The organism is Paraburkholderia sp. BR10954 (assembly GCF_040965775.1).
Classification (GTDB): domain Bacteria; phylum Pseudomonadota; class Gammaproteobacteria; order Burkholderiales; family Burkholderiaceae; genus Paraburkholderia; species Paraburkholderia youngii.
Genome location: NZ_JBFRCK010000004.1, coordinates 227,289 through 252,611, shown reverse-complemented (window position 1 = coordinate 252,611; position 25,323 = coordinate 227,289). Strand labels below are relative to the sequence as shown.

Below are 25,323 nucleotides of genomic sequence, written 5' to 3'. Positions count from 1 at the left end.
TCCGGCCGCGACCGACCACCAAGATGAACCCTGACAACACACCGGTTTCACCGATTCTGCCCGGCGCATGGCTTGGCATGGTCGGTGGCGGCCAGCTCGGCCGCATGTTCTGTTTTGCCGCCCAGGCGATGGGCTATCGCGTTGCCGTCCTCGATCCGGACGAAACCAGCCCGGCCGGCGCGGTCGCCGACCGCCACCTGCGCGCGGCCTACGACGACGAAGCGGCGCTGACCGAGCTCGCGCGGCTGTGCGCGGCGGTGTCGACCGAATTCGAGAACGTGCCGGCCGCGAGCCTCGACTTTCTCGGCAAGACCACCTTCGTGAGCCCGGCGGGGCGTTGTGTCGCCGTCGCGCAAGACCGGATCGCCGAGAAGCGCTTTATCGCGTCGTCGGGCGTGACGGTCGCGCCGCACGTCGTGATCGAGTCGTCGGATGCGCTTGCGGGGCTGGGCGATGCCGAGCTCGAAGCGGTGCTGCCCGGTATTCTGAAAACGGCGCGCATGGGCTACGACGGCAAGGGTCAGATTCGCGTGCGTAACGCCGAGGAAGTGCGCGAGGCGCATGCGTCGCTCGGCGGCGTGCCGTGCGTGCTCGAGAAGCGCCTGCCGCTGAAGTTCGAAGTGTCGGCGCTGATCGCGCGCACGGCGAGCGGGGCGTCGGTCGTCTATCCGCTCGCGCAGAACACCCATCGAGATGGCGTGCTGTCGCACACCATCGTTCCCGCGCCGGATGCATCGCCCGCGCTGGTGCAGCAGGCGCAACAGGCCGCGCTGCGGATCGCCGAGACACTCGGCTATGTCGGCGTGCTCTGCGTCGAGTTTTTCATTCTCGAGGACGGCTCGCTGGTCGCCAACGAAATGGCGCCGCGTCCGCACAACTCCGGCCACTACACGGTCGACGCGTGCGCGACGAGCCAGTTCGAGCAGCAGGTGCGCGCGATGACCAGCATGCCGCTCGGCGACACGCGCCAGCATTCGCCGGCGGTGATGCTGAACATCCTCGGCGACGTGTGGTTCCCGGACGGTCCGAAGCGCGCGGCGGTCACGCCGCCGTGGCAGGAAGTCGCGGCGATGCCGGCCGCGCGCCTGCATCTGTACGGTAAGGAAGAGGCGCGTTGCGGCCGCAAGATGGGTCACGTGAACTTCACCGCGTCGACGCTCGAAGAAGCCCGCACGGCGGCGCGCGATTGCGCGCGGCTGCTGCACATTGCTACCAGCTGAAGCTTGCGCCATGCCGGATCAACAGAAACCCGCCGAGGACGCCACCGACGCGTTGCCGGTCAGCGCCGCGCAGATCGAGCACGCGGCGGCCTTGCTCGACGCGGGTGGGCTGGTCGCGTTTCCGACCGAGACCGTGTACGGCCTCGGCGGCGATGCCGAGAACCCGGACGCGGTCGCGCGCATTTACGCGGCGAAGGGGCGGCCGGCCAATCATCCGGTGATCGTGCATCTCGCGCCGCATGGCGATCCGAACTACTGGGTCGAGCATTTGCCGGCCGATGCGCAACGCCTGATCGACGCATTCTGGCCGGGGCCGCTCACGCTGATCCTCAAGCGCGCCGCGCGGATTCCCGCGGCGGTCAGCGGCGGGCAGGATTCGGTGGGATTGCGCTGCCCGTCGCATCCGGTAGCGCAGGCCTTGCTCGAAGCGTTCAGCGCGTTGCGCGGCGGGCATGGCGGCGTCGCCGCGCCGTCGGCGAACCGCTTCGGACATGTGAGCCCGACCACCGCGCAGCATGTGCGCGACGAGTTCGGCAGCGCGATTCATGTGCTCGATGGCGGCGCGTCGGATGTCGGCATCGAGTCGACGATTCTGGATCTGTCGCGCGGCTTTCCGGCGCTGCTGAGGCCCGGTCGCGTGACGCCGCAGGATATCGCCGACGTGCTTGGCGAGGCGCCGCGTCTGCCCGACGGGTCGGATGCGACCGCGCCGCGCGCGTCGGGCACGTTGAAAGCGCATTACGCGCCGCGCACGCCGCTCGCGCTGCTGCCGTTTAGCGAACTCGAGCCGCTGCTCGCGGTGCGCGCGCCGGGCGAGCGCGTCGCGCTGGTCGCGCGCGCGTCGCGTGCGGGACAGTGGGCCGATGCCGACGGCGTGCATTTCGTCGCGGCGCCGGAAGACCCGCACGTCTATGCGCGCGAACTCTACGGCTTGCTGCGCGCGCTCGATCGCGCGAACGTCACGCGGATTCTGATCGAGAAGCTGCCCGACACGATCGAATGGATCGCGGTCAACGATCGGCTCGGGCGCGCGGCAGCGGCATTCGAAGCGCAGCGCTGACGCTCTCGGCTCGCTGCGCTGCATAGCGTGGCTAGCGAATAAAACGAAGGCCCGGCTCGTTCCAACGAGTGAGCCGGGCCTTTTGCTATCCAGGCAACCTTGACGCCGCGTTACTTCCCAAGCCCGCTGGCAGCGATCTGCTTCTCGATCTGCTGCGCGATCAGCGCTCCCGTATGCGTGGTCGGATGCACGAGGTCGGCGAAGATGTAGGTTTGGTCCGCGCCGGCCACCGTGTAGGTCTCCGGCGAACAGAACAGCGACGACGCGAGGGCGGTGCCGAAAGCCGCCGCCGTCTGGCCGGATGCGAGCACGCTCGGGTTCTTCGTCGCGTACGCGGTCGCGGCCGCAGCCATCGACGTCAGGTTACATGCGGTGCCCGTATTCGACACGGTGAAGCCGAGCGCCTGGTAGTTGGCCAACGTCTGGTCCAGCAGCGTGTACGAGTCCAGATAGATGACCTGCGAGGTCGACGCGAGGCCTTGCTTCAGCACGTTGTTGTAGGCTTGCACGAGCCCGTCGATGACTGCCTGGCCTTGTGCGCCCGCGGCGAGGCCTTGCGGCGTTTTCGCGATATCCGGCACGTTTGACACCACCACATGTTGCGCGCCTGCCGCGACGATCTTTTGCACCGTGCCGACGAACGTGGTCGCCGCGGTCACGATCGCCGCTCCTTGGGCCTGCGTGACCGACTGGATCGCGGCCGTTGCCGCCGCCTGCGCGTCGGCCGGGTTGGCGCCGTTAGCGATCGCCGTCGCCGCCGCTGCCGCTGCCGCCGCGCTGGCAGCCGAGATCGTTTGCACCGCGACGAAGATATCGTTCGCGCCGCCGTTGATCAGCACGAGCTGGTTCGAATTGAAGCTGTTGTTGTGCGCAGACAGATACTCGCTGACCTGTGTCGTGACCGGCACCGTAGTCGCGGCCATGTTGTTCGGCGCGAAGCCGACGCCCGGCTGCAGATCGACACGCGAGCCGCCTTGCGCATAACCGAGACCGCCCGCCGCGGTGAGCGGGTTGCCGAAGCCGCCGACGTACGCGGGGGTGAGCGTGCCGCCATAGTACTCGGCGACCTTCTGCGTCCAGATTTCGCCCGGATTCGTCGTGAAGCGGCCGCCGCCCGTGCCGACGTTCGCCTGAACCGCCGCCTGGTAGGTGCCGACATCCGACAGACTGTCGCCGAACGACACGACCTGCAGCGAGACGCCCCCCGGCGGCGTGTTGCTGCTCGAACTATTGTTGTCGCCGCCACCGCCGCACGCTGCGAGCGCTGCGAACGCTGCGCTCGCCACGGCGATCTGCGTGACGCGCAACCATTGCTGTTTCTTCGAAGCGGTTTGATTCATGTTGACTACATCTCCTCGTATGTGTGGCCCTTGATGCCATGTGTTGCAGGCGGCGTCCACCGCGTTGGCGGCGTGACGACAGCTTACAGAATCTTCTACGGCGTGCGCGATGTCCGCAGCGCGGCCATATGGTTTGGGCTCAAGCCGGGTAGTTCGGCGGTGGCTTTGCTCATGGTGTCGTTCGTACCCGCATGCGGATGCGCGTTCGATCCGGCGCGGAGGCCGCTGGCGCCGCCAGGCATCACCGCGCGCTGCGCATGATAAGCGGCGGCCCAAGCGGGCGGCGCGAACAGCGCGCGCCACTTGTTGCGCCAGCCGCGCACGCTTGCGAAGTCCGCGGCCATCGACGCCCATTCGTGGAACGTCGCCTTCAGCGGGTTGTACGTGTAAAGCGGCTCGACGATGCCGTATTGCGGCGTCTCGTGCGGATCTTCGTCGACGTAGCTGCCGAACAGGCGATCCCAGATCACCAGCACACCTGCGTAATTGCGATCGATGTAGCGATCGTTGCGCGCATGATGCACACGATGGATCGACGGCGTGTTGAACACGTACTCGAGCCAGCCGAGCTTGCCGATCACCTGCGTATGCACGAAGAACTGGAAGCCGAGATTGATCAGCACGATCGCGACGATCTGCGTCGGGGCAAAGCCGAGGAACGCGAGCGGAATCCAGAACACCCACATGCCGGCGATCGGGTACATCAGGCTCTGGCGGAAGGCAGTCGAAAAATTCATCCGCTCCGACGAGTGATGCACGACGTGCGCCGCCCACAGCCAGCGCACCCGATGACTGCAGCGATGAAACACGTAATAGAGCAGGTCCTGCGCGACGAACAGCACGACGAAAGACAGCCACGTCGCTGGCCATGCATGAATGCGGTAGTGCTCGTAGAAGAACGCGTAGACAGGGATGATCGCGAGCCACGCGAGTTTGTCGGCGGCCTGCTGCAGCAGCGCGAGCGCGGCGTTGCACAGCGTGTCGCGCCAGCTGTAGAGCTGCTCGGCCGGGCGCGTGCGGCTCACGTGCCACGCCTCCCAGCCGATGCAGGCAAGAAAGACGGGCGCCATGGCGAGCAGCAGCAATTCGGCATCGAATTGCATCGTGTCTCCCTTCCTGGTCCCTGACCGCCGCGCGGTACGCGGCGGGTGGTGTCGTTATCGTTGGTGAAGGTCGCGCGGTCCGACGACCGGCGCCCTGCGCGGCAAGCGCGTGGTGCCGCGCACCGCATGATGCCCGACAGCGTACACGGTTAGAAGCTTGCCGCGCGCGGCATCGCTAGAAGGAATACTCAGTGGCCGCCGCGCTTGCGCGGGTTTTTCCTGGGCTTCTCGCGCACTGCCTCGATGGGCGCGGCGACCTTCGTGAAGCCCTGCGACGGGCCTTCGTACACCCATTCGAGCAGCGCGTCGTGCGCGGCGCGCGCCGCTTCGGAATGCGGATCGTTGATCAGGCTGACGACGATGTAGCTGTTGCCGTCGGCCGATGCGACGTAGCCCGCGATCGCGCGCACGTCGCGCAGCGTGCCGGTCTTGATGTGAGCGTTGCCGCCCGCGCCCTGGCTGGTCAGGCGGTTGCGCATCGTGCCGTCCACACCGGCGATCGGCAGCGAATCGACGAACACCTGCGCGACCGGGCTCGCGTTCGCGCGCTGCAGCACATCGGCGAGCGCGAGCGCGGTGATGTGCTCGTCGCGCGACAGGCCCGAGCCGTTGTCGAGCGACAGGTATTCGGTGTTCAGGCTGTCGCGGGTCAGGAAAGCTTCGACCGCGCGCGCGGCTTTCGCGGGCGTGGCGGGCGCTCTTTCCTCGGCGGCGCCGATGGTCAGGAACAGGTTGCGCGCCATCGTGTTGTTGCTGAACTTGTTGATGTCGCGAACGATGTCCGACAGCATCGGCCCCTCGTGCGTCGCGACGAGCTTCGCGCCAGCGGGCACCGCGCCTTCGCGGGTCGTGCCCGTGAAAGTGCCGCCAGTTTGCTGCCACAGCGCGAGGAAGCCGCGCGCGAAGAACGTCGAGTGATCGAGCACGGCGACGTTGATCGTGCGCGAATCGCAACGCACCGGCAGGTCGCCGATGAACGACGCAACGAGCGTGCCGTCAGGCTGTGGCGTGACGGTCGGCGTCGGCAATTCGCCGCGGCATGGGCCGTTCGTCGCGCGCAACTGGTTGTCGATGCGCAACTGAGCGAGCGCGGGCAGCACGTCGATCGCCACCGTGCCGTCCGGCGATGGCGTCAGCGTGAACGACAGCGATTTGAACGCGTACAGCAGCGGATCGGGGCCGACGTTGTACGGTGCGTTCACGTCGTCGTCGAACGCGGGCAGGTCGCGGGTCGACGGATCGAAGTAGCGCTTGTCGAGCACCAGCGCGCCGTCGATGCCGTTGATGCCCGCCTTGTGAATCTTCTGCACGAGGTCGATCAGTTCTTCGGGCACGAGCTTCGGATCGCCGGTGCCCTGGATGTACAGATTGCCGTGCAGCACGCCGTTCGCGTCGAGCGGGCCGTCCGCGTACGCGCTGGTGCGCCAGCGGTAGCCGGGGCCGAGGATCGACAGGCCTGCATAGGTGGTGACGAGCTTCATCGTCGAGGCGGGCATCATCGGCTTGCCGGCGTTCAGCGCGAGGATCGGCGTGCGATCGCCGACCTTTTCGACGACCACGCTGATCGACGACAACGGCACGTGCGCGCGGTGCAGGCCGACCATCACCGGTTGCGGCAGTACCGTCGTGACGTTGATGCTCGGATGGGTGGCCTTGATGCGTGCCTGCGCGGCCAGCGGCAGCAGCGCGCCCGCGCCGAGCGTGGCGGCGCAGAGCCAGACGGCGGCGCGCGTCGCGAAGCGGTTAGGCATGAAGACTGCGCGATGGAGCATACGGCGCGAGCGCAGCGCCATACGGCGTGCGATGGAAGACAGAAAAGCGTGCGTCATGAACGGGTGAACGGGCAAACGGACGAGCGGGATTTCAAGGTGTGCGGCGTGCAGCGTGCGCGGGACAATGAAACGGCAAGCTGGTCGGTTCGACGGCGCGGTAGCGCGCCGTCGCGCTACCCAACGGCCGTCGCGCGACGCAAAGCGCCCATTGTAGTGACATGCCGCGACGCTGCGGTGAAAAAAGCGCCACACACCGCGCAGGCCGGAAGCGGGCGCTAGAATGCGGCATCATCCAATCATTTGGAACGGACAACCATGCGCATCCTGCTAGTCGAAGATGACCGGATGATCGCCGAAGGCGTGCGCAAGGCGCTGCGCGGCGAAGGCTTCGCCGTCGATTGGGTCGAGGACGGCGAAGCGGCGCTGCACGCGGCGGCAGCCCAGCCTTACGATCTCGCGTTGCTCGATCTCGGTCTGCCCAAGCGGGACGGTCTCGAGGTGCTGCGCGCACTGCGCGCGCGCGGCAATGCGCTGCCGGTACTGATCGTCACGGCGCGCGACGCGGTCGCCGATCGTGTCAAAGGCCTCGACGCCGGCGCTGACGATTATCTTGTCAAACCTTTCGATCTCGACGAGCTCGGCGCGCGCATGCGAGCGCTGATCCGGCGCCAGTCCGGCCGCAGCGATTCGACGATTCGCCACGGCAACTTGACCCTCGATCCCGCGTCGCACCAGGTGACGCTCGATGGCGCGCCGGTCGCGCTGTCCGCGCGCGAATTCGCGTTGCTCGAAGCGCTGCTCGCGCGGCCCGGCGCGGTGCTGTCCAAGAGCCAGCTGGAGGAAAAGATGTACGGCTGGGGCGAGGAGATCGGCAGCAATACCGTCGAGGTGTATATCCACGCGCTGCGCAAGAAGCTCGGCGCCGATCTGATCCGCAACGTGCGCGGGCTAGGCTACATGATCGCGAAGGACGCCTGAGCCGATGCGCTCGATTCGCCGACAACTGTTGTTCTGGCTGCTCGCGCTCATGCTGCTCGGCGTCGGCATCGCGGGTTGGCTGATCTACCGGCAGGCGCTCGCCGAAGCGAACGAACTGTTCGACTACCAGCTCGAGCAGATCGCCGCGGCGCTGCCGGCGGAGCCGTTCTCGCAGGTGCTCGGCCGCGATACCGGCGACGAGGGCATCGTGCTGCAGATCTGGAACCGCAACGGCATGCTGATGTATTACTCGCGGCCGCGCGCGCCGCTCGCGCCGCGCGCCGAACTCGGTTTTTCGACCGAGCGCACCGACCGCGGCGAATGGCGCGTGTATGGCGCGATCGTCGGCGATAACGTCGTGCAGCTCGCGCAGCCGCTGTCGGTGCGCAACCGGCTCGCCGCCGATGTCGCGCTGCGCACGCTGTGGCCGCTGATCGTGCTGCTGCCGCTGCTCGGGCTCGCGGTGTGGCTGATCGTCGGCCGTGGGCTACAACCGCTGCGGCGCGTGACGAGCGCGCTCGACACGCGTCATCCCGAAGCGCTCGATCCGTTGCCCGATCAGCGCTTGCCGCTCGAAGTGCGGCCGCTCGTGCGGGCGCTGAACGGGCTGCTGCAACGGCTCGCGACCGCACTAGATATCCAGAAGGCGTTCGTTGCCGATGCCGCGCACGAATTGCGCACGCCGCTTGCCGCGGTACAGATTCAGGCGCAACTGGTCGCGCGAGCCAGGGACGACACGGCCCGCGGCGAGGCGCTCGCCGATTTGCAGGCGGGCGTCACGCGCGCGACGCGCCTCGCCGAGCAACTGCTCGCGCTCGCGCGCGCCGAGCCGGACGGCGCCGCCGTCGTCGGGATGCTCGATCTGCGCGAGCTGCTTCAGGAGTGCGTCGCGACCTACGCGCCGCTCGCGGTGAATCGCGGCGTCGACCTCGGCATCGAGGCGAGCGAGCCCGCCAGCGTGACCGGCGACGCCGAAGCGCTGCGCGTGATGTTCAACAACCTCCTCGACAACGCGACCAAGTACACGCCGCGCGGCGGCAGTGTCGACGTCAGCCTGCGCGTCGAGGACGGCCGTCCGGTGGTGCGGATCGCCGACAGCGGCCCCGGTATCGATCCGGCCGATCGCGAGCGCGTGTTCGACCGCTTCTATCGCGCGGGAGCGGGCGCGAATCGCGCGCGCACCGACGTGACGGGCAGTGGCCTCGGTCTCGCGATCGTGCGCCGGATAGCCACTCAACATCACGCTCAAGTCTCGCTCGGTGAATCGCCGGCCGGTGGTTTGCAGGTCATCGTCCGCTTTTGAGCATGGTGGTTTACTGTTCGGCCAAAACCGGCGTTGATGCCGTCGCGACGGGATGTTTCGGCCGGTCCGATAAGGTTCCCGCGATCTGTCGCTGCTTAAGCCTCGTTTAAGTGACGCCCCTTACGCTCCTCGACATCCAAAGTCACTTTCTCCAGTCAGGAGCTCATGATGAACGCGAAAACCTTGTCCCGCGGCGCCGTTGCGGTAGCTGTGGCCGCTGCGCTTTCAGCCGGCTATGTGGCGGGCCATCGCGATGTGCCCGCACCGCAGATCATCTCGCCGGCGGAAGCCGCCGCGATGATGCCGGCCGAAGCTGCCGCCAAAACCGGTATCCCCGATTTCTCCGGTCTCGTCGAGACCTACGGTCCGGCCGTCGTCAACATCAGCGCGAAGCACGTGGTCAAGCAAGCGGCGATGCGCGGTAATGGCGGCAACCGCCATGGCAACCAGTTGCCGATCGATCCGAACGATCCTTTCTATCAGTTCTACAAGCGGTTCTTCGGCGGCGTGCCCGGCATGCAAGGCGGCGATGGCGGCGATGGCGGCGACGCGCCCGACCAGCCGAGCGCGAGCCTCGGCTCGGGCTTCATCATCAGCAATGACGGCTACATTCTGACGAACGCGCACGTCGTCGATGGCGCGAACGTCGTCACCGTGAAGCTCACCGACAAGCGCGAGTTCAAGGCGAAGGTGGTTGGCGCCGACCAGCAGTCCGACGTCGCCGTGCTGAAGATCAACGCGAGCGATCTGCCGACTGTGAAGATCGGCGATCCGCGCCAGAGCAAGGTTGGTCAGTGGGTCGTCGCGATCGGTTCGCCGTATGGCTTCGACAACACCGTGACCTCGGGCATCATCAGCGCGAAGTCGCGCACGCTGCCCAACGAAAACTACACGCCGTTCATCCAGACCGATGTGCCGGTGAATCCAGGCAACTCGGGCGGTCCGCTCTTTAATCTGCAAGGCGAAGTCATCGGCATCAATTCGATGATCTACTCGCAGACGGGCGGCTTCCAGGGCCTGTCGTTCGCGATCCCCATCAGCGAGGCGATCAAGGTCAAGGACGATCTCGTCAAGACCGGTCACGTGAGCCGCGGCCGTCTCGGCGTCGCGGTGCAGGGCTTGAACCAGACGCTCGCCGAGTCGTTCGGCATGCAGAAGCCGCAAGGCGCGCTGGTCAGCTCGGTCGACGCCAACGGTCCGGCGGCCAAGGCTGGCTTGCAGCCGGGCGACGTGATCTTGTCGGTGAATGGCGACGAAGTCAGCGATTCGACGGATCTGCCGTCGAATATCGCAGGCCTCGCGCCGGGCAGTTCGGCAACGCTGAAAGTGTGGCGCGATAAGGCCAGCAAGGACCTGAAGGTGACGATTGGCTCGTTCTCGGACGTGAAGGTCGCGTCGGCGAGCAAGACCGATCAGCAGACCCAGTTGCAAGGCCGTCTCGGTGTCGCGGTGCGGCCGCTGACGCCGGAAGAGAAGAGTAGCGCGTCGGTGTCGCACGGTCTGCTCGTGCAGCAGGCGGGCGGTGCGGCGGCGAGCGCCGGCATCCAGGCGGGCGACGTGATTCTCGCCGTCAACGGCCGTCCGGTCACGAACATCGATCAGTTGAAGCAGATGATTTCGGGCGCAGGCAACAGCATTGCGCTGCTGATCCAGCGGGACAACGCGCAAATTTTCGTGCCTGTTGATCTCGGCTGATCCAGTTATCTGGGCGGTTCGAAGGGATCTCCCACCCCAGTTTGAGCTGTAGTAGCGATTGCCGGTCCTTTGCATTTACTGCAAGGACCGGCTTTTTTTCGCCCGTCCGAACCGCGCTGCAGCGAGCGGCACGGGACAGACCGAGGGGGGCAGGCGGCTTGGTGCCACGATGGTCGTGCATGTTGGTCGACGCTGCGGAGTGGTTGGCACATAGGTTGCTTCAATCGTTCAGGGTCTGGACAAGGCCTCGAACAAGGAGAGCGAACCGATGAAGACCCAACGCAAGCAGCAAAGGATCGTAGCCGCTGCGCTGTGCGCGGCGCTCACGCTCGGACTGGCGGGGGGCGCGCACGCGCAGCAGGCGGGCGTGACCGGTGGCTCGACGACCGACGACACCAGCGCGGGCAACACCAACGGCGGCGGTCTGCCGCAAGTCCAGCAGCAGGGCGACGTATCGTACGTATCGGGTGGTGTCGGCCTCGACGAATCGCGGGCGCTGCGACAAGCGCAAACCCAGTGGCCACTGACCTTGCGTTTCACGGGACCCAACGCAGAGTTTCTTGCCGATGTGCACGTGCGCATCGTGGATGCACATAACAGCGAAGTGCTGAACACGACGTCGCGCGGACCATTCATGCTGGTGCGCCTGAGCCCCGGCCGCTATACGGTGCACGCGAATTACAACGACAGCGAACAGACGCGCTCGGTTAGTGTGCCCGCGCACGGCAACGTAAAATCCGCGTTCACCTGGAACGTGAAGTAACGGCTCGATCCGTCCGCTGCCGCGCAGGAAGCGCGCGCAATCGGCCGGAGTTTGGCCGATAATGAAGCCACGGGCGTGTCCCGTGGCTTTGCCGTTGTTGCGGCAATAGCCGGTAGGGTAGTGCAGCGCACACCCCATCATGGAGCCTGGACATGAGCGATGCGTCGACATCTGCGGAACGGCCGGACGGCCATACCATCGTGATTCGCGACAACGGCCATCGCGTGCGCGTGATTCACGGCGGCGTGACGATGGCCGACACCCAGGCTGCGCTGACGCTATCGGAGACCGGCCTCGCCGACGTGTTCTATTTCCCGCGCGAGCACGTGAATATGGCCCGGCTCGAACGCTCGACGCACACGTCGCATTGCCCGTTCAAGGGCGACGCGTCGTACTTCCATCTGCGCACCGAAGACGGCGTGATCGAGAACGCGGTGTGGTCTTACGAAGCGCCGTTCGAGCAGGTCAGTCGCATCAAGGGCTATCTCGCTTTTTACGCATCGCGTGTCGACCGCATCGATCAGACGTCCTGATCCCGCAGTCGGCGCGTTCATCGGGGGAGGTTGTCATGGAACTGAACGACGCGTTACGGATTCCGCTGCCGCCGTCCGAGGTCTGGGACGCGTTGCAGGACCTCGCGCTGTTGCGTGCCAGCCTTGACAACTGCGAGTCGTTCGTGCGTCTCGCCCACGGCGAATACGCGCTGACGATGACTGTGCCGCTCGGCCCGTTGCGCGCGCATTATCAGGCGCGCGCGCACGTTGCCGGCCAGGATTCCGGCCCGGCGGACGCACAGCGCCGCACCATCAACTTCAAGGCGCGAGCCGAGGGCATCGGCGCGCTGCGCGGTCAGATCGAAGTGCGATTGCGCGCGGACGACGGGCGCGAGCGCGGCACGCGCATCGATTACACGTTGTGGGCAACGTCATCGGGTCCGCTGACCGAGCTGCCGACGCGCCAGCTCGAGAACGCCTTGCGGCAGATCGCCGACGATTTTTTCGCCGAGTTCGACGCCGTCGTGCGCGCCAAGCACGGCAAGGGGCCGAACCGTGCGCGTGGCACGGCGCCGCGTCGCCAGTACGTGTTTTTGCGGCCGATCACACTTGGCGGCATCGCGCGGCGCACGCGCATCGAGCACGGCCAGGCTCTGCCCGGACGCACGGCAAGCGCGTCGCACAGCTGGTCGCATGGCGTGCCGCATCAAGAGCCTGGTCAGCATGTCGTGCCGTACTGGGCGTGGGCCGGGATGATCTTTCTGGTCGCGCTGTTGTTGTACGTCGCGCGCTGGCTCAGCGAGCATTGACGCCGCGCGGCGCGCAGCGCCTGATCCAACGCGCGATAAACATCCCCGCGCGACTACGAAATCCCGGCGGCGCACTACGAAATAGCGGTGCTCCCGCCACCTTCAACTAATCCCCGCGAAACTCCCGCCGCCACGCGCTGGGCGACGTTCGAAACGCGTCCGCGAAATGCTGCCGCAGCGATGCGGCCGAGCCGAATCCGGCGCCCGTCGCGATCGCTTCGACCGACTCGTCGGTGCTCTCCAGCAGTTGTTGCGCCCGCGCGAGCCGCTGCGCGAGCAGCCACGCGCCGACGGTGGTGCCGGTCGCGAGCCGGAAGCGTCGCGTGAAGGTGCGGCGGCTCATCAACGCGCGCGCGGCGAGTGTGTCGAGCGTATGCGGCGCGGCCAGGTTGCCGCTCACCCAGTCGAGCAGGCCAGACAGACGGTCGCCACGCGGGTTCGGCGGCATCGGCTGCTGCACGTATTGCGCCTGACCTCCCTGGCGATGCGGCGAGACGACCAGCCGGCGCGCGACGTGGTTAGCCACCCGCGCGCCGCAAATCTTGCGCAGCACATGCAGGCAGCAGTCGAGGCCGGCGGCGGTGCCGGCCGAGGTCAGCACGTTGCCGTCGTCGACGTACAGCACGTCGGGGTCCAGCCGCACGCGCGGGTAGCGGCGCGCGAAGTCGTCGGCCCAGGCCCAGTGCGTCGAAGCGGGCCGTCCATCGAGGATGCCCGCCGCGGCCAGCACGAAAGCGCCGAGGCACAGGCCGACAAGCAGCGCGCCGCGCGCATGCGCGGCCCTCAGCGCGTCGAGAAGCGCGGCGGACGGCGTTTCGTCGGGATCGCGCCAACTCGGCACGATGATCGTCTGCGCGTCAGCAAGCGCTTCGAGTCCGTGCGTGACCGCGATCGAGAAGCCCGCGGTCGTCGCGAGCGCGCCCGTCTCCACGGCGCAGACGCGGAAGTCGAAGGCGGGGACACCGCCGCCGCGGCGGTCCTCGCCGAACACGACGCACGGCACCGACAGATGGAACGGGCTGATGCGATCGAACGCGACGACGGCGACGACGTGGCGCGGCACCTGATCGGAGATATCGTCGGAAGATGCGAAGGTGGTCATGCCGCACGCCTCATTCATGAATGCCAGAAGTATGGCCCGATTCTAGCGAAGCTTGTCATTTGGGCCGCTGTCGGCGGACAGGCAGCGGAGCAACAATGCCGTCATTGCCGTCGCGCCGCGGCCATCTCGCCGGGCGCGCGCCATCGACCGTTTTTCTGACAAGGAGCCCTGCCATGAACACACCTGCGCCGCGCCGTGCGCTGATCGTCATCGACGTGCAGAACGAATACGTGAGCGGCGACCTGCCGATCGAATTTCCGGACGTGCGCACGTCGCTCGCCAACATCGCTCGCGCGATCGATGCGGCGCGCGCCGCCCACTTGCCGGTCGTCGTCGTGCAGAACGTCGCGCCCGCCACCTCGCCGCTGTTCGCGCGCGGCAGCGCGGGCGCGGAACTGCACACGGTCGTGAGCTCGCGCGCTCATGATCATTTCGTCGAGAAGTCGCTGCCGAGTGCATTCGCCGGCACCGATCTGGCCGACTGGCTCGCCACCCGGCAGATCGATACGCTGACCGTTACCGGCTACATGACTCACAACTGCGATGCGTCGACGATCAACCACGCGGTACATGCCGGCCTCGCCGTCGAATTCCTGCACGATGCGACCGGCTCGGTGCCGTATGAAAACAGTGCAGGCTTCGCGAGCGCGGAAGAGATTCATCGCGTGTTCAGCGTGGTGCTGCAGTCGCGCTTCGCGGCGGTTGCGAGCACCGACCAGTGGATCGCGGCGCTAAACAGCGGCGCGCCGCTCGAGCGCGGCAACATCTATGCGTCGAATCAGGCGGCGCGAGCGCGCCGTGCGGTTGCCTGAACCCGGCGCGGGGGCGGGTGGCCCGTTCCACAAATAGAAAGCGGGCGGTTCACCGAACCGCCCGCTGTGCCAATCCTCAACCCTTGCGCGCCTTCTACGCCGCCTTTCTGCGCAACGCCGGACTGACGCGCAAGCCGTCGAACATCACTTCTACCATCTGCTGCGCGTGCGCGCCGAAGTCGGTCGCGTCGGGCAAAAACAGCATGTCGCGCAACGAGCCGCCGACGAACGCGTGCACCATCGCCGCGGCAAGTTTCGTGTCGAGATCGGCGGGCATCTGACCTTTCGAGATCGCGTTGCGCAGACCGCCCTCGAGCTTCTCGAGCCCTTCGCGCATATTGGTCTGATAGCGTTCCATCACCGGCCCCATCTCTTCGACCAGCTCGCATTTCAGGAACAGGATGTCGAACACGCGGCGACGGCGGGGATCGTTGGCGGTGTCGCGCAGGCAGACCACGCAGATTTCCATGATGCGCCCGAGCGGATCGGTTTCGTTGGGATCGAGCGATGCCGCTTTCAGCTCGTCGAGCGGCAGCAGCACGCGGTCGAACATTTCGGTGAAGAGCTCGCTCTTGTGTGCGAAATGCCAATAAATGGCGCCGCGCGTCACGCCTGCGGCCTGGGCGATATCGGCCAGCGACGTGCGCGATACGCCCTTCTGGAAGAAGATCCGTTCGGCCGCGTCGAGAATGCGGTTGCGCGTCTCCAGCGCCTCTTCTTTGGTTCTTCTGACCATATTGGTATGACCTGCGCTGATCCTGGGGTTTATGCGGGCGTTTTTAAGTCGGCCTGATGACAATTTGACTATTTCTAAACCGAATTGCGACGCGAATTTGCGGCCCCCGATCCCTGGAAGATATAAACGCACTTTTACATGCATTCGTGAATGTATATATAATAGCACCCCACGATCGGATAGCCCAAGCCGTGACGACCGGTTAATATCCGTCACTGTTGTCTTCCAAAACGCTATGGCAGCCGCCAAACGACGGTGCTGTGCGGCATTCCCCGGTATGGCGCATTAGTAGCAGGCTGCCCTGCAGGCGCAGGTTTGCATCCGTGGGCTTCCGGTTGAGCGTCGAGAGACGCTTGTGTGCGCTGTCGTCCCCGGGGTAGGGATGCGCGCACTTTTTCATTCTCAGTCTTTGACAGAGGTCGCTCCATGCGCGTCGAACGGGTTTCATTCCGCTTAATTAGTGCCGCGACGGCTGCCATCTTGCTGGCGGCGTGCGGACCAAAACAATCTGCCCCGCCGCCCCAGACGCCCGAAGTCGGCGTCGTCACCCTCCAGCCGACGACCGTGCCCGTCGTCACCGAACTCCCCGGCCGCACCAGTGCCTTCCTCGTCGCGCAAGTGCGCGCGCGGGTCGACGGCATCGTGCTGCGCCGCGAGTTCACCGAGGGTAGCGAGGTCAAGGCCGGTCAGCGTCTGTACAAGATCGATCCGGCGCCCTTTATCGCGTCGTTGAACAACGCGAAGGCATCGCTTGCGAAGGCGCAGGCGAACCTCGTGACAACCACCGCGCAGGCCAGTCGCTACAAGGTGCTGGTCGCGGCGAACGCGGTCAGCAAGCAGGACTACGACAACGCGGTCGCCGCCGAAGGCCAGGCCGCCGCCGACGTCGCCGCCGGCAAGGCCGCGGTCGATACCGCGCAGATCAATCTCGGCTATACCGACGTGACCTCGCCCGTAACCGGCCAGATCGGCGTGTCTCAGGTCACGCCGGGCGCCTTCGTGCAGCAGAGCGCGGCCACACTCATGGCCACGGTCCAGCAGCTCGATCCGATGTATGTCGACCTCACGCAATCGAGCCTCGATGGTCTGAAGCTGCGCCGCGACATGCAGGAAGGGCGTCTGAAGACGACCGGCCCGGGCGCCGCGCAGGTCACGCTGGTGCTGGAGGACGGCCGCATCTATTCCGAGAAGGGCAAGCTGCAGTTCACCGACGTGACCGTCGACCCGGGCACCGGCTCGGTCACGGTGCGCGCGATCTTCAAGAACCCGAACCACGTGCTGCTGCCGGGCATGTTCGTGCGCGCGAAGATCGAAGAAGGCGTGAACCAGAATGCGCTGATCGTGCCGCAAGTCGGCGTCACGCACGACCAGAAGGGTCAGCCCACTGCGCTCGTCGTCGACAACGACAACAAGGTCGAGCTGCGTCAGCTCGTCACCACGGGCACTTTCGGCTCGTACTGGGTGGTGTCGAACGGCCTGAAGCCGGGTGACCGCGTGATCGTCCAGGGCACCGACAAGGCGCGTCCCGGCCAGCAGGTCAAGCCCGTGCCGGCGCAACTGCCCGGCACCCCGGCTTCCGACGCGGCCGCTGGCGGCGCCCAGACAGGTCAACCCGCGGCTCAGCCTGCCTCAGCCGCTTCGGGCGCGTAATAACAGGGAGCCCGCCTCATGGCAAAGTTCTTTATTGATCGCCCGATTTTTGCATGGGTGATCGCCATCATCCTGATGCTCGCGGGTCTCGCGTCGGTGTTCACATTGCCGATCGCGCAATACCCGACCATCGCGCCGCCGGCCATCCAGATCAGCGCAACCTATCCGGGTGCCTCGGCGGAGACGGTGCAAAACACCGTCACGCAGGTGATCGAGCAGCAGATGAGCGGTCTGGACCACCTGCTGTACCTCGCGTCGACCTCGGACGACTCGGGCACGGCCACCATCACGCTGACGTTCGCTGCCGGCACCAACCCTGACATCGCGCAGGTGCAGGTGCAGAACAAGCTGCAGCTCGCCACGCCGCTGCTGCCGCAGGCGGTGCAGCAGCTCGGCACCCGGGTCACGAAGTCGAGCAGCAGCTTCCTGCTGGTCATGGCGTTCGTGTCGACCGACGGCAGCATGAACAAGTACGACCTCGCGAACTACGTCGCGTCGAACATCCAGGATCCGATCAGCCGTATCGACGGTGTGGGCACTGTGACGCTGTTCGGCTCGCAGTACGCGATGCGGGTCTGGCTCGATGCCAACAAGCTGAATAACTTCAGCTTGACGCCGCTCGATGTCCAAGCCGCGCTGCAGGCGCAGAACGTGCAGGTCGCGGGTGGCGCGCTCGGCGGCACGCCGTCGGTGCCGGGTCAGGTGCTGCAGGCCACGATCACGCAAGCCACGCTGCTCAATACGCCCGAGCAGTTCGGCAACATTCTGCTGAAGGTGAATCAGGACGGCTCGCAAGTGCGTCTGCGCGACGTGTCGCACATCGAGCTCGGCGGCGAAAACTACAACTTCGACACCAAGTACAACGGTCAGCCGACGGCAGGCTTCGGTATCCAGCTCGCCACGGGCGCGAACGCGCTCGCCACCGCGAAGGCGGTGCGCACGAAGATCGCCGAACTGTCGAAGTACTTCCCGCACGGACTGGTGGTGCAGTACCCGTACGACACGACGCCGTTCGTGCGCCTGTCGATCGAGGAAGTGGTCAAGACGCTGCTCGAAGGTATCGTGCTGGTGTTCCTCGTCATGTACCTGTTCCTGCAGAACCTGCGCGCCACGCTGATCCCGACGATCGCGGTGCCGGTGGTGCTGCTCGGTACGTTCGCGATCATGAGCGTGGTCGGCTTCTCGATCAACGTGCTGTCGATGTTCGGTCTCGTGCTCGCGATCGGCTTGCTGGTGGACGACGCGATCGTGGTGGTGGAAAACGTCGAGCGGGTGATGCAGGAGGAGGGCTTATCGCCTCGCGAGGCAACCCGCAAGGCGATGGACCAGATTACCGGCGCGCTCGTCGGCGTGGCGCTCGTGCTGTCGGCGGTGTTCGTGCCGGTGGCGTTCTCGGGCGGTTCGGTCGGAGCGATTTACCGGCAGTTCTCGCTGACGATCGTCGCGGCGATGGTGCTGTCCGTGCTCGTCGCGTTGGTTCTGACGCCGGCGCTGTGCGCGACGATCCTGAAGCCGATTCCGAAGGGTCATCACGAAAAAGCCACCGGCTTCTTCGGCTGGTTCAACCGTACCTTCAACCGGAGCCGCGACAAGTATCACTCGGGCGTGCACCACGTGATCAAGCGCTCGGGCCGCTGGCTCATCATCTATATGGTGGTGATCTTCGCGGTGGGCCTGCTGTTCGTGCGCCTGCCGAAGTCGTTCCTGCCTGACGAAGACCAGGGCACGATGTTCGTGCTGGTGCAAACGCCGTCGGGTTCCACGCAGGAAACCACCGCGCGCGCGCTGAAGGACGTGTCGGACTACCTGCTGACCGACGAGAAGGCGATCGTCGAATCGACCTTCACGGTGAACGGCTTCAGCTTCGCGGGTCGTGGCCAGAACGCGGGTCTGGTGTTCGTGCGGATGAAGGACTACGCGCAGCGTCAGCATGCGGACCAGAAGGTGCAGGCACTGGTGCGGCGGCTGTTCATGCACTTCAGCGGCTACAAGAACGCGGTCGTGTATCCGGTCAATCCCCCGTCGATTCCTGAACTCGGCACCGCGGCGGGCTTCGACTTCCAGTTGCAGGACCGCGGGGGCATCGGTCACGCGAAGCTGATGGAAGCGCGCAACATGCTGCTCGGTCTGGCGGCGAAAGATCCGACGCTCGCGCAGGTGCGTCCGAACGGCCTGAACGATACACCGCAGTTCAAGGTGAGCATCGACCACGAGAAGGCTTCGGCGCTCGGCGTGTCGCTCTCCTCGATCGACCAGACTTTCTCGATCGCCTGGGCCTCGGCGTACGTGCAAAACTTCCTCGACACCGACGGCCGGATCAAGAAGGTGTACCTGCAGGGCGACGCGCCGTTCCGGATGAAACCGGAAGACGTGAATGCCTGGTTCGTGCGCAATGGCGCGGGCGCGATGGTGCCGTTCTCGGCCTTCACGAACACCGCGTGGACCTTCGGTTCGCCGAAGCTCGAGCGCTATAACGGTATCCCTTCGGTGGAAATCCAGGGTGCGGCCGCGCCGGGCAAGTCGACCGGTCAGGCGATGGTGGCGATGGAGCAGATCGTCACCAAGCTGCCGGCGGGTGTCGGCTACGAGTGGACGGGTCTGTCGCTGCAGGAGCGTCAGTCGGGCTCGCAGGCGCCGATCCTGTACGGCATCTCGATTCTCGTCGTGTTCCTGTGTCTCGCGGCGCTGTATGAAAGCTGGTCGATCCCGTTCTCGGTGATCATGGTGGTGCCGCTCGGCGTGATCGGTGCGCTGCTGGCCGCGACGCTGCGCGGGCTCGAGAACGACGTGTTCTTCCAGGTGGGTCTGCTGACCACCGTGGGTCTGTCGGCGAAGAACGCGATTCTGATCGTGGAATTCGCGCGAGAACTGCAGCAGAGCGAAGGCATGGGGCCGATCGAGGCCGCGCTCGAAGCGGCGCGTTTGCGGTTGCGACCAATTCTGATGACCTCGCTCGCGTTCATTCTCGGCGTGCTGCCGCTCGCGATCAGTAACGGCGCGGGTTCGGCCAGCCAGCACGCGATCGGTACCGGCGTGATCGGCGGCATGTTGACGGCGACCTTCCTCGCGATCTTCATGATCCCGATGTTCTTCGTCGTGATTCGCGCGAAGTTCGGCGGTGAGAAGGAAGACCCGGACGAGGCGCTGCGCCACTACGAACAGCACCATCCGCACGATCCGCAAGGCGGCGCGACGGGTGGCACGACCGACGGGTCGAATGGCAATGGCTCGGGCAAGGATGGGCATTGAGATGCAAAAACACTCTTTGATTGCAGTGGCAGTCGCGCTGCTCGCCACGGGTTGCACGCTGGCGCCGCATTACCAGCGGCCCGCGGCGCCCGTAACGGCGACCTTCCCGACCGGCGGCGTGTACGACCAGCAGCCGGGCGCGCAGGGCGCGCGCAGCGCGAACGGCCAGGCCGCCGCCGACATCGGCTGGCGCAACTTCTTCGTCGATCCGCGTCTGCAGCAGCTGATCGAAATCGCGCTGAAGAACAACCGCGATCTGCGTGTGTCGGTGCTGAACATGCAGGCGTCGGCGGCGCAGTACCGCATCGTGCGCGCGGGTCTGTTCCCGACGCTCGACGCCGCGGCTTCGCAAAGCAGGTCGCGCACGCCGAAGGACCTGACTTTCACCGGCGTGACGATCTCCAACACGTATTCAGTGGGCTTGAACGCGTCGTGGGAAATCGACTTTTTCGGGCGCGTGCAGAGTCTGAAGGATCAGGCGTTGGCCAAGTATCTCGGCACCGCGCAGGCGCGCAAGGCCGCCGAAATCGCGCTGGTCTCGCAGGTGGCGAACCAGTACATGACGGTGCTCGAACTGGACGATCTGCTGAAGGTCACGCAGAACACGCTGGTTACGGCGCAGGAGTCGTATCGCATCACCAAACTGCAGTTCGACAACGGCACGGGATCGGAACTCGATCTGCGCCAGTCGCAAACGGTCGTCGAGACCGCGAGCGCGAACCTGCAGTCGCAGATGCGTTTGCGGGCCCAGGCCGATAACGCGCTGGTGCTGCTGATCGGCGAGCCGTTGCCGGCGGATCTGTCGCCAGGCCTGCCGCTGAGCGACCAGAATCTGCTCACGGATATTCCGGCGGGCCTGCCGTCCGATCTGCTGACGCGTCGTCCGGACATCATGGAAGCCGAGGAGAATCTGCTCGCGGCCAACGCGAACATCGGCGCGGCGCGCGCCGCGTTCTTCCCTAAGGTCACGCTGACGGGCAGCGCCGGCACGTTGAGTCCCACGCTCGGCGGCCTGTTCAAGCCGGGTTCGGCGGCATGGAGTTTCGCGCCGTCGATCACGCTGCCGATCTTCGAGGGCGGTCAGAACATGGCCAATCTCGATCTCGCCAACATCGAGAAGAACGTGCAGATCGCCACCTATGAAAAGGCGATCCAGACGGCCTTCCGTGAAGTGGCGGACGGACTGGCCGCGCGCGGCACCTACGACGAGCAGATCGCGGCGCTCGAGCGGGATGTCGCGGCCGAGCAGCGCCGGCTGGATCTGTCGACCCTGCGTTACAAGAACGGTGTCGACAGCTATCTGTCGGTGCTGACCGCGCAGACCGCGCTGTACGTCGCTCAGCAGACGCTGGTGACCGCGCGCATGGAGCGTCTGCAGAACCTGGTCACGCTGTATCAGGCGCTCGGCGGCGGCTGGATCGAGCACAATGGCGACCAGCCGCGTCCCGCCGACGCGCCGGTCGACTACGGTGCGGCCAGTGCACCGGTCGCGGCTTCGGCGGCGACGGCGGGGTGAGCCCGGCAGGTTGATGAAACGCTGAAGCAAAACAGAAACGCCACGGCATGCCGTGGCGTTTCTGTTTATGCGCGGCGCTCGGTGCCGCGTGAAGCATCAGCGATGCATCAACGGGCTCAATGCAGATCCGCCGCCCGCAGCATCTCGTTGCCCTGCGGCCCGCTGCCCGCGCTATTGTCGAGATCGTGCCTGGCGCGGCGAAGCTCGCTCTTCGCCTTCTTCTCGCTCTTCACGCCGTTGAAGATCAGATTCAGCACGACCGCCGACACCGACGCAAGCAGAATCCCGCTGTGCAGCAGCGGCGACAACGCCGGCGGCAGTTGCGAGAAGAAGTGCGGCGACACCACCGGCACGAGGCCGAGCCCGATGCTGACCGCGACGATGAACAGATTGTGCTGATTCCTGACGAAGTCGACTCGCGACAGCACCTTGATGCCGTTCGCCGCGACCATGCCGAACATCACGATGCCCGCGCCGCCGAGCACGAACGCCGGCACCGACGCGACCACCTGCGCCATCTTCGGAAACAGTCCGAGCAGCACGAGGATCACGCCGCCCATCGCGCAGACGAAGCGGCTCTTCACGCCGGTCACGCCGATCAGCCCGACGTTCTGCGAGAACGAAGTATGCGGGAACGAGTTGAAGATGCCGCCGATCAGCGTGCCGAGACCATCGACGCGCAAGCCGCGCACCAGCGTTTTCTGATCGACCGGACGATCGACCATGTCGCCGACCGCGAGGAACATGCCGGTCGATTCGATGAATGTGACGAACATCACGGTGACCATCGTCGCGATCGATAGCGGATCGAAGCGCGGCAGACCGAAGTGGAACGGCATCACGAAGCCGACCCACGGCGCGTGCATGACGCCGTCCAGGTTGACGCGGCCGAGCATCAGCGCGATAGCGAAGCCCGCGACGATACCGAGCAGCACCGAGATATTGGCGACGAACCCCCTGGCAAACTTGTTGATCAGCAGGATCAGCGTCAGCACGAGCAACGACAGGCCGAGGTAGACCGGATTGCCGTATTCGGGATTGCCGACACCGCCGGCCGCCCAGTTGATCCCGACTTCCATCAGCGACAAACCGATCACCGAAATCACGACGCCGATCACGACCGGCGGGAAAAAGCGCAATAGCTTGCCGACCGCGGGCGCGAGCAGGATACCGATCACGCCGGCCGCGATCGTCGAGCCGAAGATGTCGAGCAGGCCGAGCGAAGGATTGGTGCCGATTGCGACCATCGGGCCGACGGCCGCGAACGTGCAGCCCATGATGACCGGCAAGCGGATGCCGAAGATCCACAGTCCGAGCGTCTGGATCAGCGTGGCGATGCCGCAGGAAAACAGATCGGCGCTGATCAGAAAGGCGACCTGGTCTTTCGGCAGCTTCAGCGCGGCGCCGATGATGAGCGGCACCGCGACCGCGCCAGCGTACATGACCAGCACGTGCTGGATGCCGAGAGTAAGCAACTGGCCGGCCGGTAGGCGCTCGTCGCACGGGTGAACCGTGTTCGCTTGCATATCGTCTGTCTCCACCATCTCGTTTTGGGATGACTCCAAGGTATCGGGGACGAAAAGTCGCAACAAGACCATACGTGGCTATTCCGGCATTCCCGGCGATGATATGCACAGGCCTATATTGAAAGGCAAATCAAAGCCGCGCGTGGGACGGATCGGTAGCGCAGCGGCGGCAAGCCCTATGCGGCGGCGATTGCCGGCGGTGCGTCGCGTGCGCGGCGCCGCTTCGTCGCTGGCGGGGATATGTGTGAGAATCAATGGCGTGTATCACGCTTCACGCATAGTCCTGTTTTGACGACGCTCGCCGCACGAGGGGGTTAACTCGCGAATGGGCTTTTTTCCGCGAGTTTTTCGACCCGTTCGCCGAACGTTCGCGGTGTCGCGGCGGCCTGGTTTATTTGCTTCGCTTGCATGTCTCGTCGCCAGCCTCGCTGGCTCCTTCCTCGTCGTCATTCCAACGTCCCTGCGCTCATGAGTTTTCTCGGCATCGACCTCGGCACCGGCTCCCTGAAAGCGGCAATCGTCGACGAACATGGACGCGAGCAGGCGGTATCGAGCGTCGCGTATGCGCTGGTTACGCCGCACGCGGGTTGGGCCGAAATCGACGTCCAGACGTGGTGGAACGCGCTCGTCGATGCGATGGCGGGCCTGCCGCGCGAGCTGCGTGATGGCGTGCGCGCGATCGGCTTCTCCGGTCAAATGCACGGCGTCGTGCTGCTCGAGGCAAGCGGCGCGGCGGTGCGGCGCGCGATGCTGTGGCCCGACTCGCGCGCGCTCGCCGTGCTCGACGCGTGGCCGGAGCCGCAACCGAATCCGGTCGCGCCCGGCATGGCCGGTCCGCTGCTGCGCTGGCTCGTGCTGCATGAACCGGAGGCCGCGCGCCGCACGCGCTGGGCGTTGCAGCCGAAGGACTGGCTGCGCGTCGCGCTCGGCGGCGCGTGCGTAACCGATGCGTCCGACGCGTGCGCGACCGCGCTCGCCGATCCCGACGGCGCGTGGGACACGGCGCTGCTGGAGCGGCTCGAGAGTCCGCGCGAGTGGTTCGCGCCGCTGGCGTCGTCGTATGCGGCGTCAGGCGCGCTGTCGCCGCAGGCCGCGCAGGCACTCGGTTTGCGGGCCGGTATCGTGCTCGCGACCGGCGCCGCGGACACACCGTGCGCGGCGCTCGGCAGCGGACTCGCGCAGGACGGCGACGCGCTGCTGACGACCGGCAGCGGCGGACAGATCGTCGTGCTCGCGAACGACGAGCCGGCGCCGCTGAAGGGTTTGCATCGCTATCGGGCGGCGAGCGATCACTGGTATCGGATGGCGGCGATGCAGAACGTCGGCATCGCGTTGGAGCGGGTGCGCGGGTGGCTGTCGTATGAGTGGGCGCAGGCTTACCGCGACGCATTCGGCGATGCCGCTGACGCAGCCGCCGATGCGACGGATCACGCCGCGTCGACGCTGACTTTCCTGCCGTACCTGACCGGCGAGCGCACGCCGTGGCTGAACCCGCAGGCGCGCGGCGGCTGGCTCGGTTTATCGCTCGAGCATACGCGCGGGGCGATGATGCGCGCCGCGTTCGAGGGCGTGGCGTTCTCGTTGCGCGCGGGGCTCGACGCGATTCGCGGGAGCGGCGCGCCGGTCGATTGCCCGAACGCGGCGCCGCGCGGCGCGGCGATCCTTGGCGGCCTCGCGTGCGGCCACTGGCTAACGCGCGATCTCGCCGCGCTCGCGCCGGGCGCGACGCGCGTCGCGGGTCCGCGAGGTGATGCGGCCCTTGCTGAACGGTATGCGGGCTTCGTCGAGCTGTACGGCCGGGTCGAGCCGTGGTTCGGTGGCGGGGCACCGCGCGGAGCGCAGTAGCAGCGGCGGCGCAGCCTTCGCGCGCTATGCAATACCATTACGCTTTTCGTGCGCCACGTGGTCGCCGGGCACGCGATGCCCATTTCGCATTCACGCACTCACGCATTCACGGACTGGGAGGAGCATTGACGATGAAGAGCAAAGCAGCAATCGCATGGAAAGCCGGCGCCCCGTTGACCATCGAGGCGGTCGATCTCGAGGGTCCGCGCGCCGGTGAAGTCCTGATCGAGGTGAAGGCGACGGGCATCTGCCACACCGACTACTCCATCACGCACCGTCTGCCGCTCGAACGTATCAACGAGGGCTTTGATCTGATGAAGAAGGGCGAGTCGATCCGCTCGGCCGTGCTC

Annotated in this window: 19 protein-coding genes and 1 pseudogene; 14 read left to right on the top strand and 6 right to left on the bottom strand. The window is 66.0% G+C overall.

Features of this window, described 5'->3' with window-relative positions; genetic code table 11:
- Nucleotides 1-23: 23 nt before the first annotated feature.
- The gene (locus AB4Y34_RS08575; RefSeq protein WP_176105145.1) at nt 24-1,220 is read left to right on the top strand and encodes a 5-(carboxyamino)imidazole ribonucleotide synthase; all 1,197 of its coding nucleotides are present in this window, start codon (nt 24-26) and stop codon (nt 1,218-1,220) included.
- 10 nt (nt 1,221-1,230) lie between these two features.
- Nucleotides 1,231-2,280, top strand: coding sequence for an L-threonylcarbamoyladenylate synthase (locus AB4Y34_RS08570; RefSeq protein ID WP_176384368.1), 1,050 nt, complete (start codon nt 1,231-1,233; stop codon nt 2,278-2,280).
- 110 nt (nt 2,281-2,390) lie between these two features.
- Here the strand turns inward: AB4Y34_RS08570 and AB4Y34_RS08565 are convergent, their stop codons facing one another.
- The 3 genes from AB4Y34_RS08565 to dacB all read right to left on the bottom strand — a co-directional run bounded on the left by AB4Y34_RS08565 (nt 2,391) and on the right by dacB (nt 6,552).
- The gene (locus AB4Y34_RS08565) at nt 2,391-3,620 is read right to left on the bottom strand and encodes an SGNH/GDSL hydrolase family protein (protein WP_368715782.1); all 1,230 of its coding nucleotides are present in this window, start codon (nt 3,618-3,620) and stop codon (nt 2,391-2,393) included.
- A 95-nt stretch (nt 3,621-3,715) separates the two neighbouring features.
- Nucleotides 3,716-4,723, bottom strand: coding sequence for a sterol desaturase family protein (locus tag AB4Y34_RS08560; protein ID WP_368715781.1), 1,008 nt, complete (start codon nt 4,721-4,723; stop codon nt 3,716-3,718).
- Between the two features lie 188 nt (nt 4,724-4,911).
- Entirely contained in the window at nt 4,912-6,552 is a 1,641-nt protein-coding gene (dacB, locus tag AB4Y34_RS08555) for a D-alanyl-D-alanine carboxypeptidase/D-alanyl-D-alanine-endopeptidase (protein ID WP_368715780.1), read from the bottom strand.
- 258 nt (nt 6,553-6,810) lie between these two features.
- Here dacB and AB4Y34_RS08550 point away from each other — a divergent pair, with 258 nt between their 5' ends.
- The 6 genes from AB4Y34_RS08550 (at nt 6,811) to AB4Y34_RS08525 (ending at nt 12,537) form a co-directional block, all read left to right on the top strand.
- Complete coding sequence (locus AB4Y34_RS08550; protein ID WP_013090417.1) at nt 6,811-7,473, top strand: response regulator; 663 nt, start codon at nt 6,811-6,813, stop codon at nt 7,471-7,473.
- A 4-nt stretch (nt 7,474-7,477) separates the two neighbouring features.
- Complete coding sequence (locus tag AB4Y34_RS08545; protein ID WP_368715779.1) at nt 7,478-8,776, top strand: ATP-binding protein; 1,299 nt, start codon at nt 7,478-7,480, stop codon at nt 8,774-8,776.
- A 168-nt stretch (nt 8,777-8,944) separates the two neighbouring features.
- A complete protein-coding gene (locus tag AB4Y34_RS08540) occupies nt 8,945-10,471 on the top strand; it encodes a DegQ family serine endoprotease (RefSeq protein WP_368715778.1) in 1,527 nt (508 codons plus the stop codon).
- A gap of 268 nt (nt 10,472-10,739) precedes the next feature.
- Nucleotides 10,740-11,234, top strand: coding sequence for a carboxypeptidase regulatory-like domain-containing protein (locus AB4Y34_RS08535; protein WP_176384380.1), 495 nt, complete (start codon nt 10,740-10,742; stop codon nt 11,232-11,234).
- Nucleotides 11,235-11,386: 152 nt separating this feature from the next.
- Nucleotides 11,387-11,767: a DUF427 domain-containing protein gene (locus AB4Y34_RS08530; protein WP_368715777.1), complete on the top strand. Its 381-nt coding sequence runs from the start codon at nt 11,387-11,389 to the stop codon at nt 11,765-11,767.
- Nucleotides 11,768-11,802: 35 nt separating this feature from the next.
- Complete coding sequence (locus AB4Y34_RS08525; RefSeq protein WP_368715776.1) at nt 11,803-12,537, top strand: CoxG family protein; 735 nt, start codon at nt 11,803-11,805, stop codon at nt 12,535-12,537.
- 106 nt (nt 12,538-12,643) lie between these two features.
- Here the strand turns inward: AB4Y34_RS08525 and AB4Y34_RS08520 are convergent, their stop codons facing one another.
- Nucleotides 12,644-13,639, bottom strand: a complete 996-nt coding sequence (locus AB4Y34_RS08520; RefSeq protein ID WP_176121754.1) for a helix-turn-helix domain-containing protein — start codon at nt 13,637-13,639, stop codon at nt 12,644-12,646.
- Between the two features lie 173 nt (nt 13,640-13,812).
- Between AB4Y34_RS08520 and AB4Y34_RS08515 the strand changes: the two genes are divergently transcribed.
- Nucleotides 13,813-14,451 (top strand): cysteine hydrolase family protein, encoded by a 639-nt coding sequence (locus tag AB4Y34_RS08515; protein WP_368715775.1) that lies wholly within the window; start codon nt 13,813-13,815, stop codon nt 14,449-14,451.
- Nucleotides 14,452-14,545: 94 nt separating this feature from the next.
- On the opposite strand, the gene AB4Y34_RS08510 is transcribed toward AB4Y34_RS08515, so the two are convergent.
- Nucleotides 14,546-15,187: a TetR family transcriptional regulator gene (locus tag AB4Y34_RS08510; protein ID WP_176384456.1), complete on the bottom strand. Its 642-nt coding sequence runs from the start codon at nt 15,185-15,187 to the stop codon at nt 14,546-14,548.
- Nucleotides 15,188-15,613: 426 nt separating this feature from the next.
- Here AB4Y34_RS08510 and AB4Y34_RS08505 point away from each other — a divergent pair, with 426 nt between their 5' ends.
- Genes AB4Y34_RS08505 through AB4Y34_RS08495 form a run of 3 tightly spaced genes read left to right on the top strand, consistent with a single transcriptional unit; the run spans nt 15,614 to nt 21,602 of the window.
- A complete protein-coding gene (locus AB4Y34_RS08505) occupies nt 15,614-16,837 on the top strand; it encodes an efflux RND transporter periplasmic adaptor subunit (protein WP_176384388.1) in 1,224 nt (407 codons plus the stop codon).
- A gap of 18 nt (nt 16,838-16,855) precedes the next feature.
- Nucleotides 16,856-20,086: an efflux RND transporter permease subunit gene (locus AB4Y34_RS08500; protein WP_176384390.1), complete on the top strand. Its 3,231-nt coding sequence runs from the start codon at nt 16,856-16,858 to the stop codon at nt 20,084-20,086.
- Between the two features lies 1 nt (nt 20,087).
- Nucleotides 20,088-21,602: an efflux transporter outer membrane subunit gene (locus AB4Y34_RS08495; protein ID WP_368715774.1), complete on the top strand. Its 1,515-nt coding sequence runs from the start codon at nt 20,088-20,090 to the stop codon at nt 21,600-21,602.
- Nucleotides 21,603-21,718: 116 nt separating this feature from the next.
- On the opposite strand, the gene AB4Y34_RS08490 is transcribed toward AB4Y34_RS08495, so the two are convergent.
- Entirely contained in the window at nt 21,719-23,128 is a 1,410-nt protein-coding gene (locus AB4Y34_RS08490; protein WP_368715773.1) for a nucleobase:cation symporter-2 family protein, read from the bottom strand.
- Nucleotides 23,129-23,596: 468 nt separating this feature from the next.
- Between AB4Y34_RS08490 and AB4Y34_RS08485 the strand changes: the two genes are divergently transcribed.
- Both AB4Y34_RS08485 and AB4Y34_RS08480 read left to right on the top strand, forming a co-directional pair.
- Nucleotides 23,597-24,973 (top strand): xylulokinase, encoded by a 1,377-nt coding sequence (locus tag AB4Y34_RS08485; protein ID WP_368715772.1) that lies wholly within the window; start codon nt 23,597-23,599, stop codon nt 24,971-24,973.
- 131 nt (nt 24,974-25,104) lie between these two features.
- Nucleotides 25,105-25,245, top strand: a pseudogene (locus AB4Y34_RS08480) (S-(hydroxymethyl)glutathione dehydrogenase); the annotation flags it as partial.
- Nucleotides 25,246-25,323 lie beyond the last annotated feature (78 nt).

Bases quoted from the DNA above. Each gene is read 5' to 3' on its own strand.
- AB4Y34_RS08570 (WP_176384368.1), top strand. From the start codon at position 1,231: ATGCCGGATCAACAGAAACCCGCCGAGGACGCCACCGACGCGTTGCCG.
- AB4Y34_RS08545 (WP_368715779.1), top strand. From the start codon at position 7,478: ATGCGCTCGATTCGCCGACAACTGTTGTTCTGGCTGCTCGCGCTCATG.
- AB4Y34_RS08535 (WP_176384380.1), top strand. From the start codon at position 10,740: ATGAAGACCCAACGCAAGCAGCAAAGGATCGTAGCCGCTGCGCTGTGC.
- AB4Y34_RS08530 (WP_368715777.1), top strand. From the start codon at position 11,387: ATGAGCGATGCGTCGACATCTGCGGAACGGCCGGACGGCCATACCATC.
- AB4Y34_RS08550 (WP_013090417.1), top strand. From the start codon at position 6,811: ATGCGCATCCTGCTAGTCGAAGATGACCGGATGATCGCCGAAGGCGTG.
- AB4Y34_RS08520 (WP_176121754.1), bottom strand. From the start codon at position 13,639: ATGACCACCTTCGCATCTTCCGACGATATCTCCGATCAGGTGCCGCGC.
- AB4Y34_RS08505 (WP_176384388.1), top strand. From the start codon at position 15,614: ATGCGCGTCGAACGGGTTTCATTCCGCTTAATTAGTGCCGCGACGGCT.
- dacB (WP_368715780.1), bottom strand. From the start codon at position 6,552: ATGACGCACGCTTTTCTGTCTTCCATCGCACGCCGTATGGCGCTGCGC.
- AB4Y34_RS08560 (WP_368715781.1), bottom strand. From the start codon at position 4,723: ATGCAATTCGATGCCGAATTGCTGCTGCTCGCCATGGCGCCCGTCTTT.
- AB4Y34_RS08485 (WP_368715772.1), top strand. From the start codon at position 23,597: ATGAGTTTTCTCGGCATCGACCTCGGCACCGGCTCCCTGAAAGCGGCA.
- AB4Y34_RS08525 (WP_368715776.1), top strand. From the start codon at position 11,803: ATGGAACTGAACGACGCGTTACGGATTCCGCTGCCGCCGTCCGAGGTC.
- AB4Y34_RS08490 (WP_368715773.1), bottom strand. From the start codon at position 23,128: ATGCAAGCGAACACGGTTCACCCGTGCGACGAGCGCCTACCGGCCGGC.
- AB4Y34_RS08565 (WP_368715782.1), bottom strand. From the start codon at position 3,620: ATGAATCAAACCGCTTCGAAGAAACAGCAATGGTTGCGCGTCACGCAG.
- AB4Y34_RS08500 (WP_176384390.1), top strand. From the start codon at position 16,856: ATGGCAAAGTTCTTTATTGATCGCCCGATTTTTGCATGGGTGATCGCC.
- AB4Y34_RS08575 (WP_176105145.1), top strand. From the start codon at position 24: ATGAACCCTGACAACACACCGGTTTCACCGATTCTGCCCGGCGCATGG.
- AB4Y34_RS08540 (WP_368715778.1), top strand. From the start codon at position 8,945: ATGAACGCGAAAACCTTGTCCCGCGGCGCCGTTGCGGTAGCTGTGGCC.
- AB4Y34_RS08495 (WP_368715774.1), top strand. From the start codon at position 20,088: ATGCAAAAACACTCTTTGATTGCAGTGGCAGTCGCGCTGCTCGCCACG.
- AB4Y34_RS08515 (WP_368715775.1), top strand. From the start codon at position 13,813: ATGAACACACCTGCGCCGCGCCGTGCGCTGATCGTCATCGACGTGCAG.
- AB4Y34_RS08510 (WP_176384456.1), bottom strand. From the start codon at position 15,187: ATGGTCAGAAGAACCAAAGAAGAGGCGCTGGAGACGCGCAACCGCATT.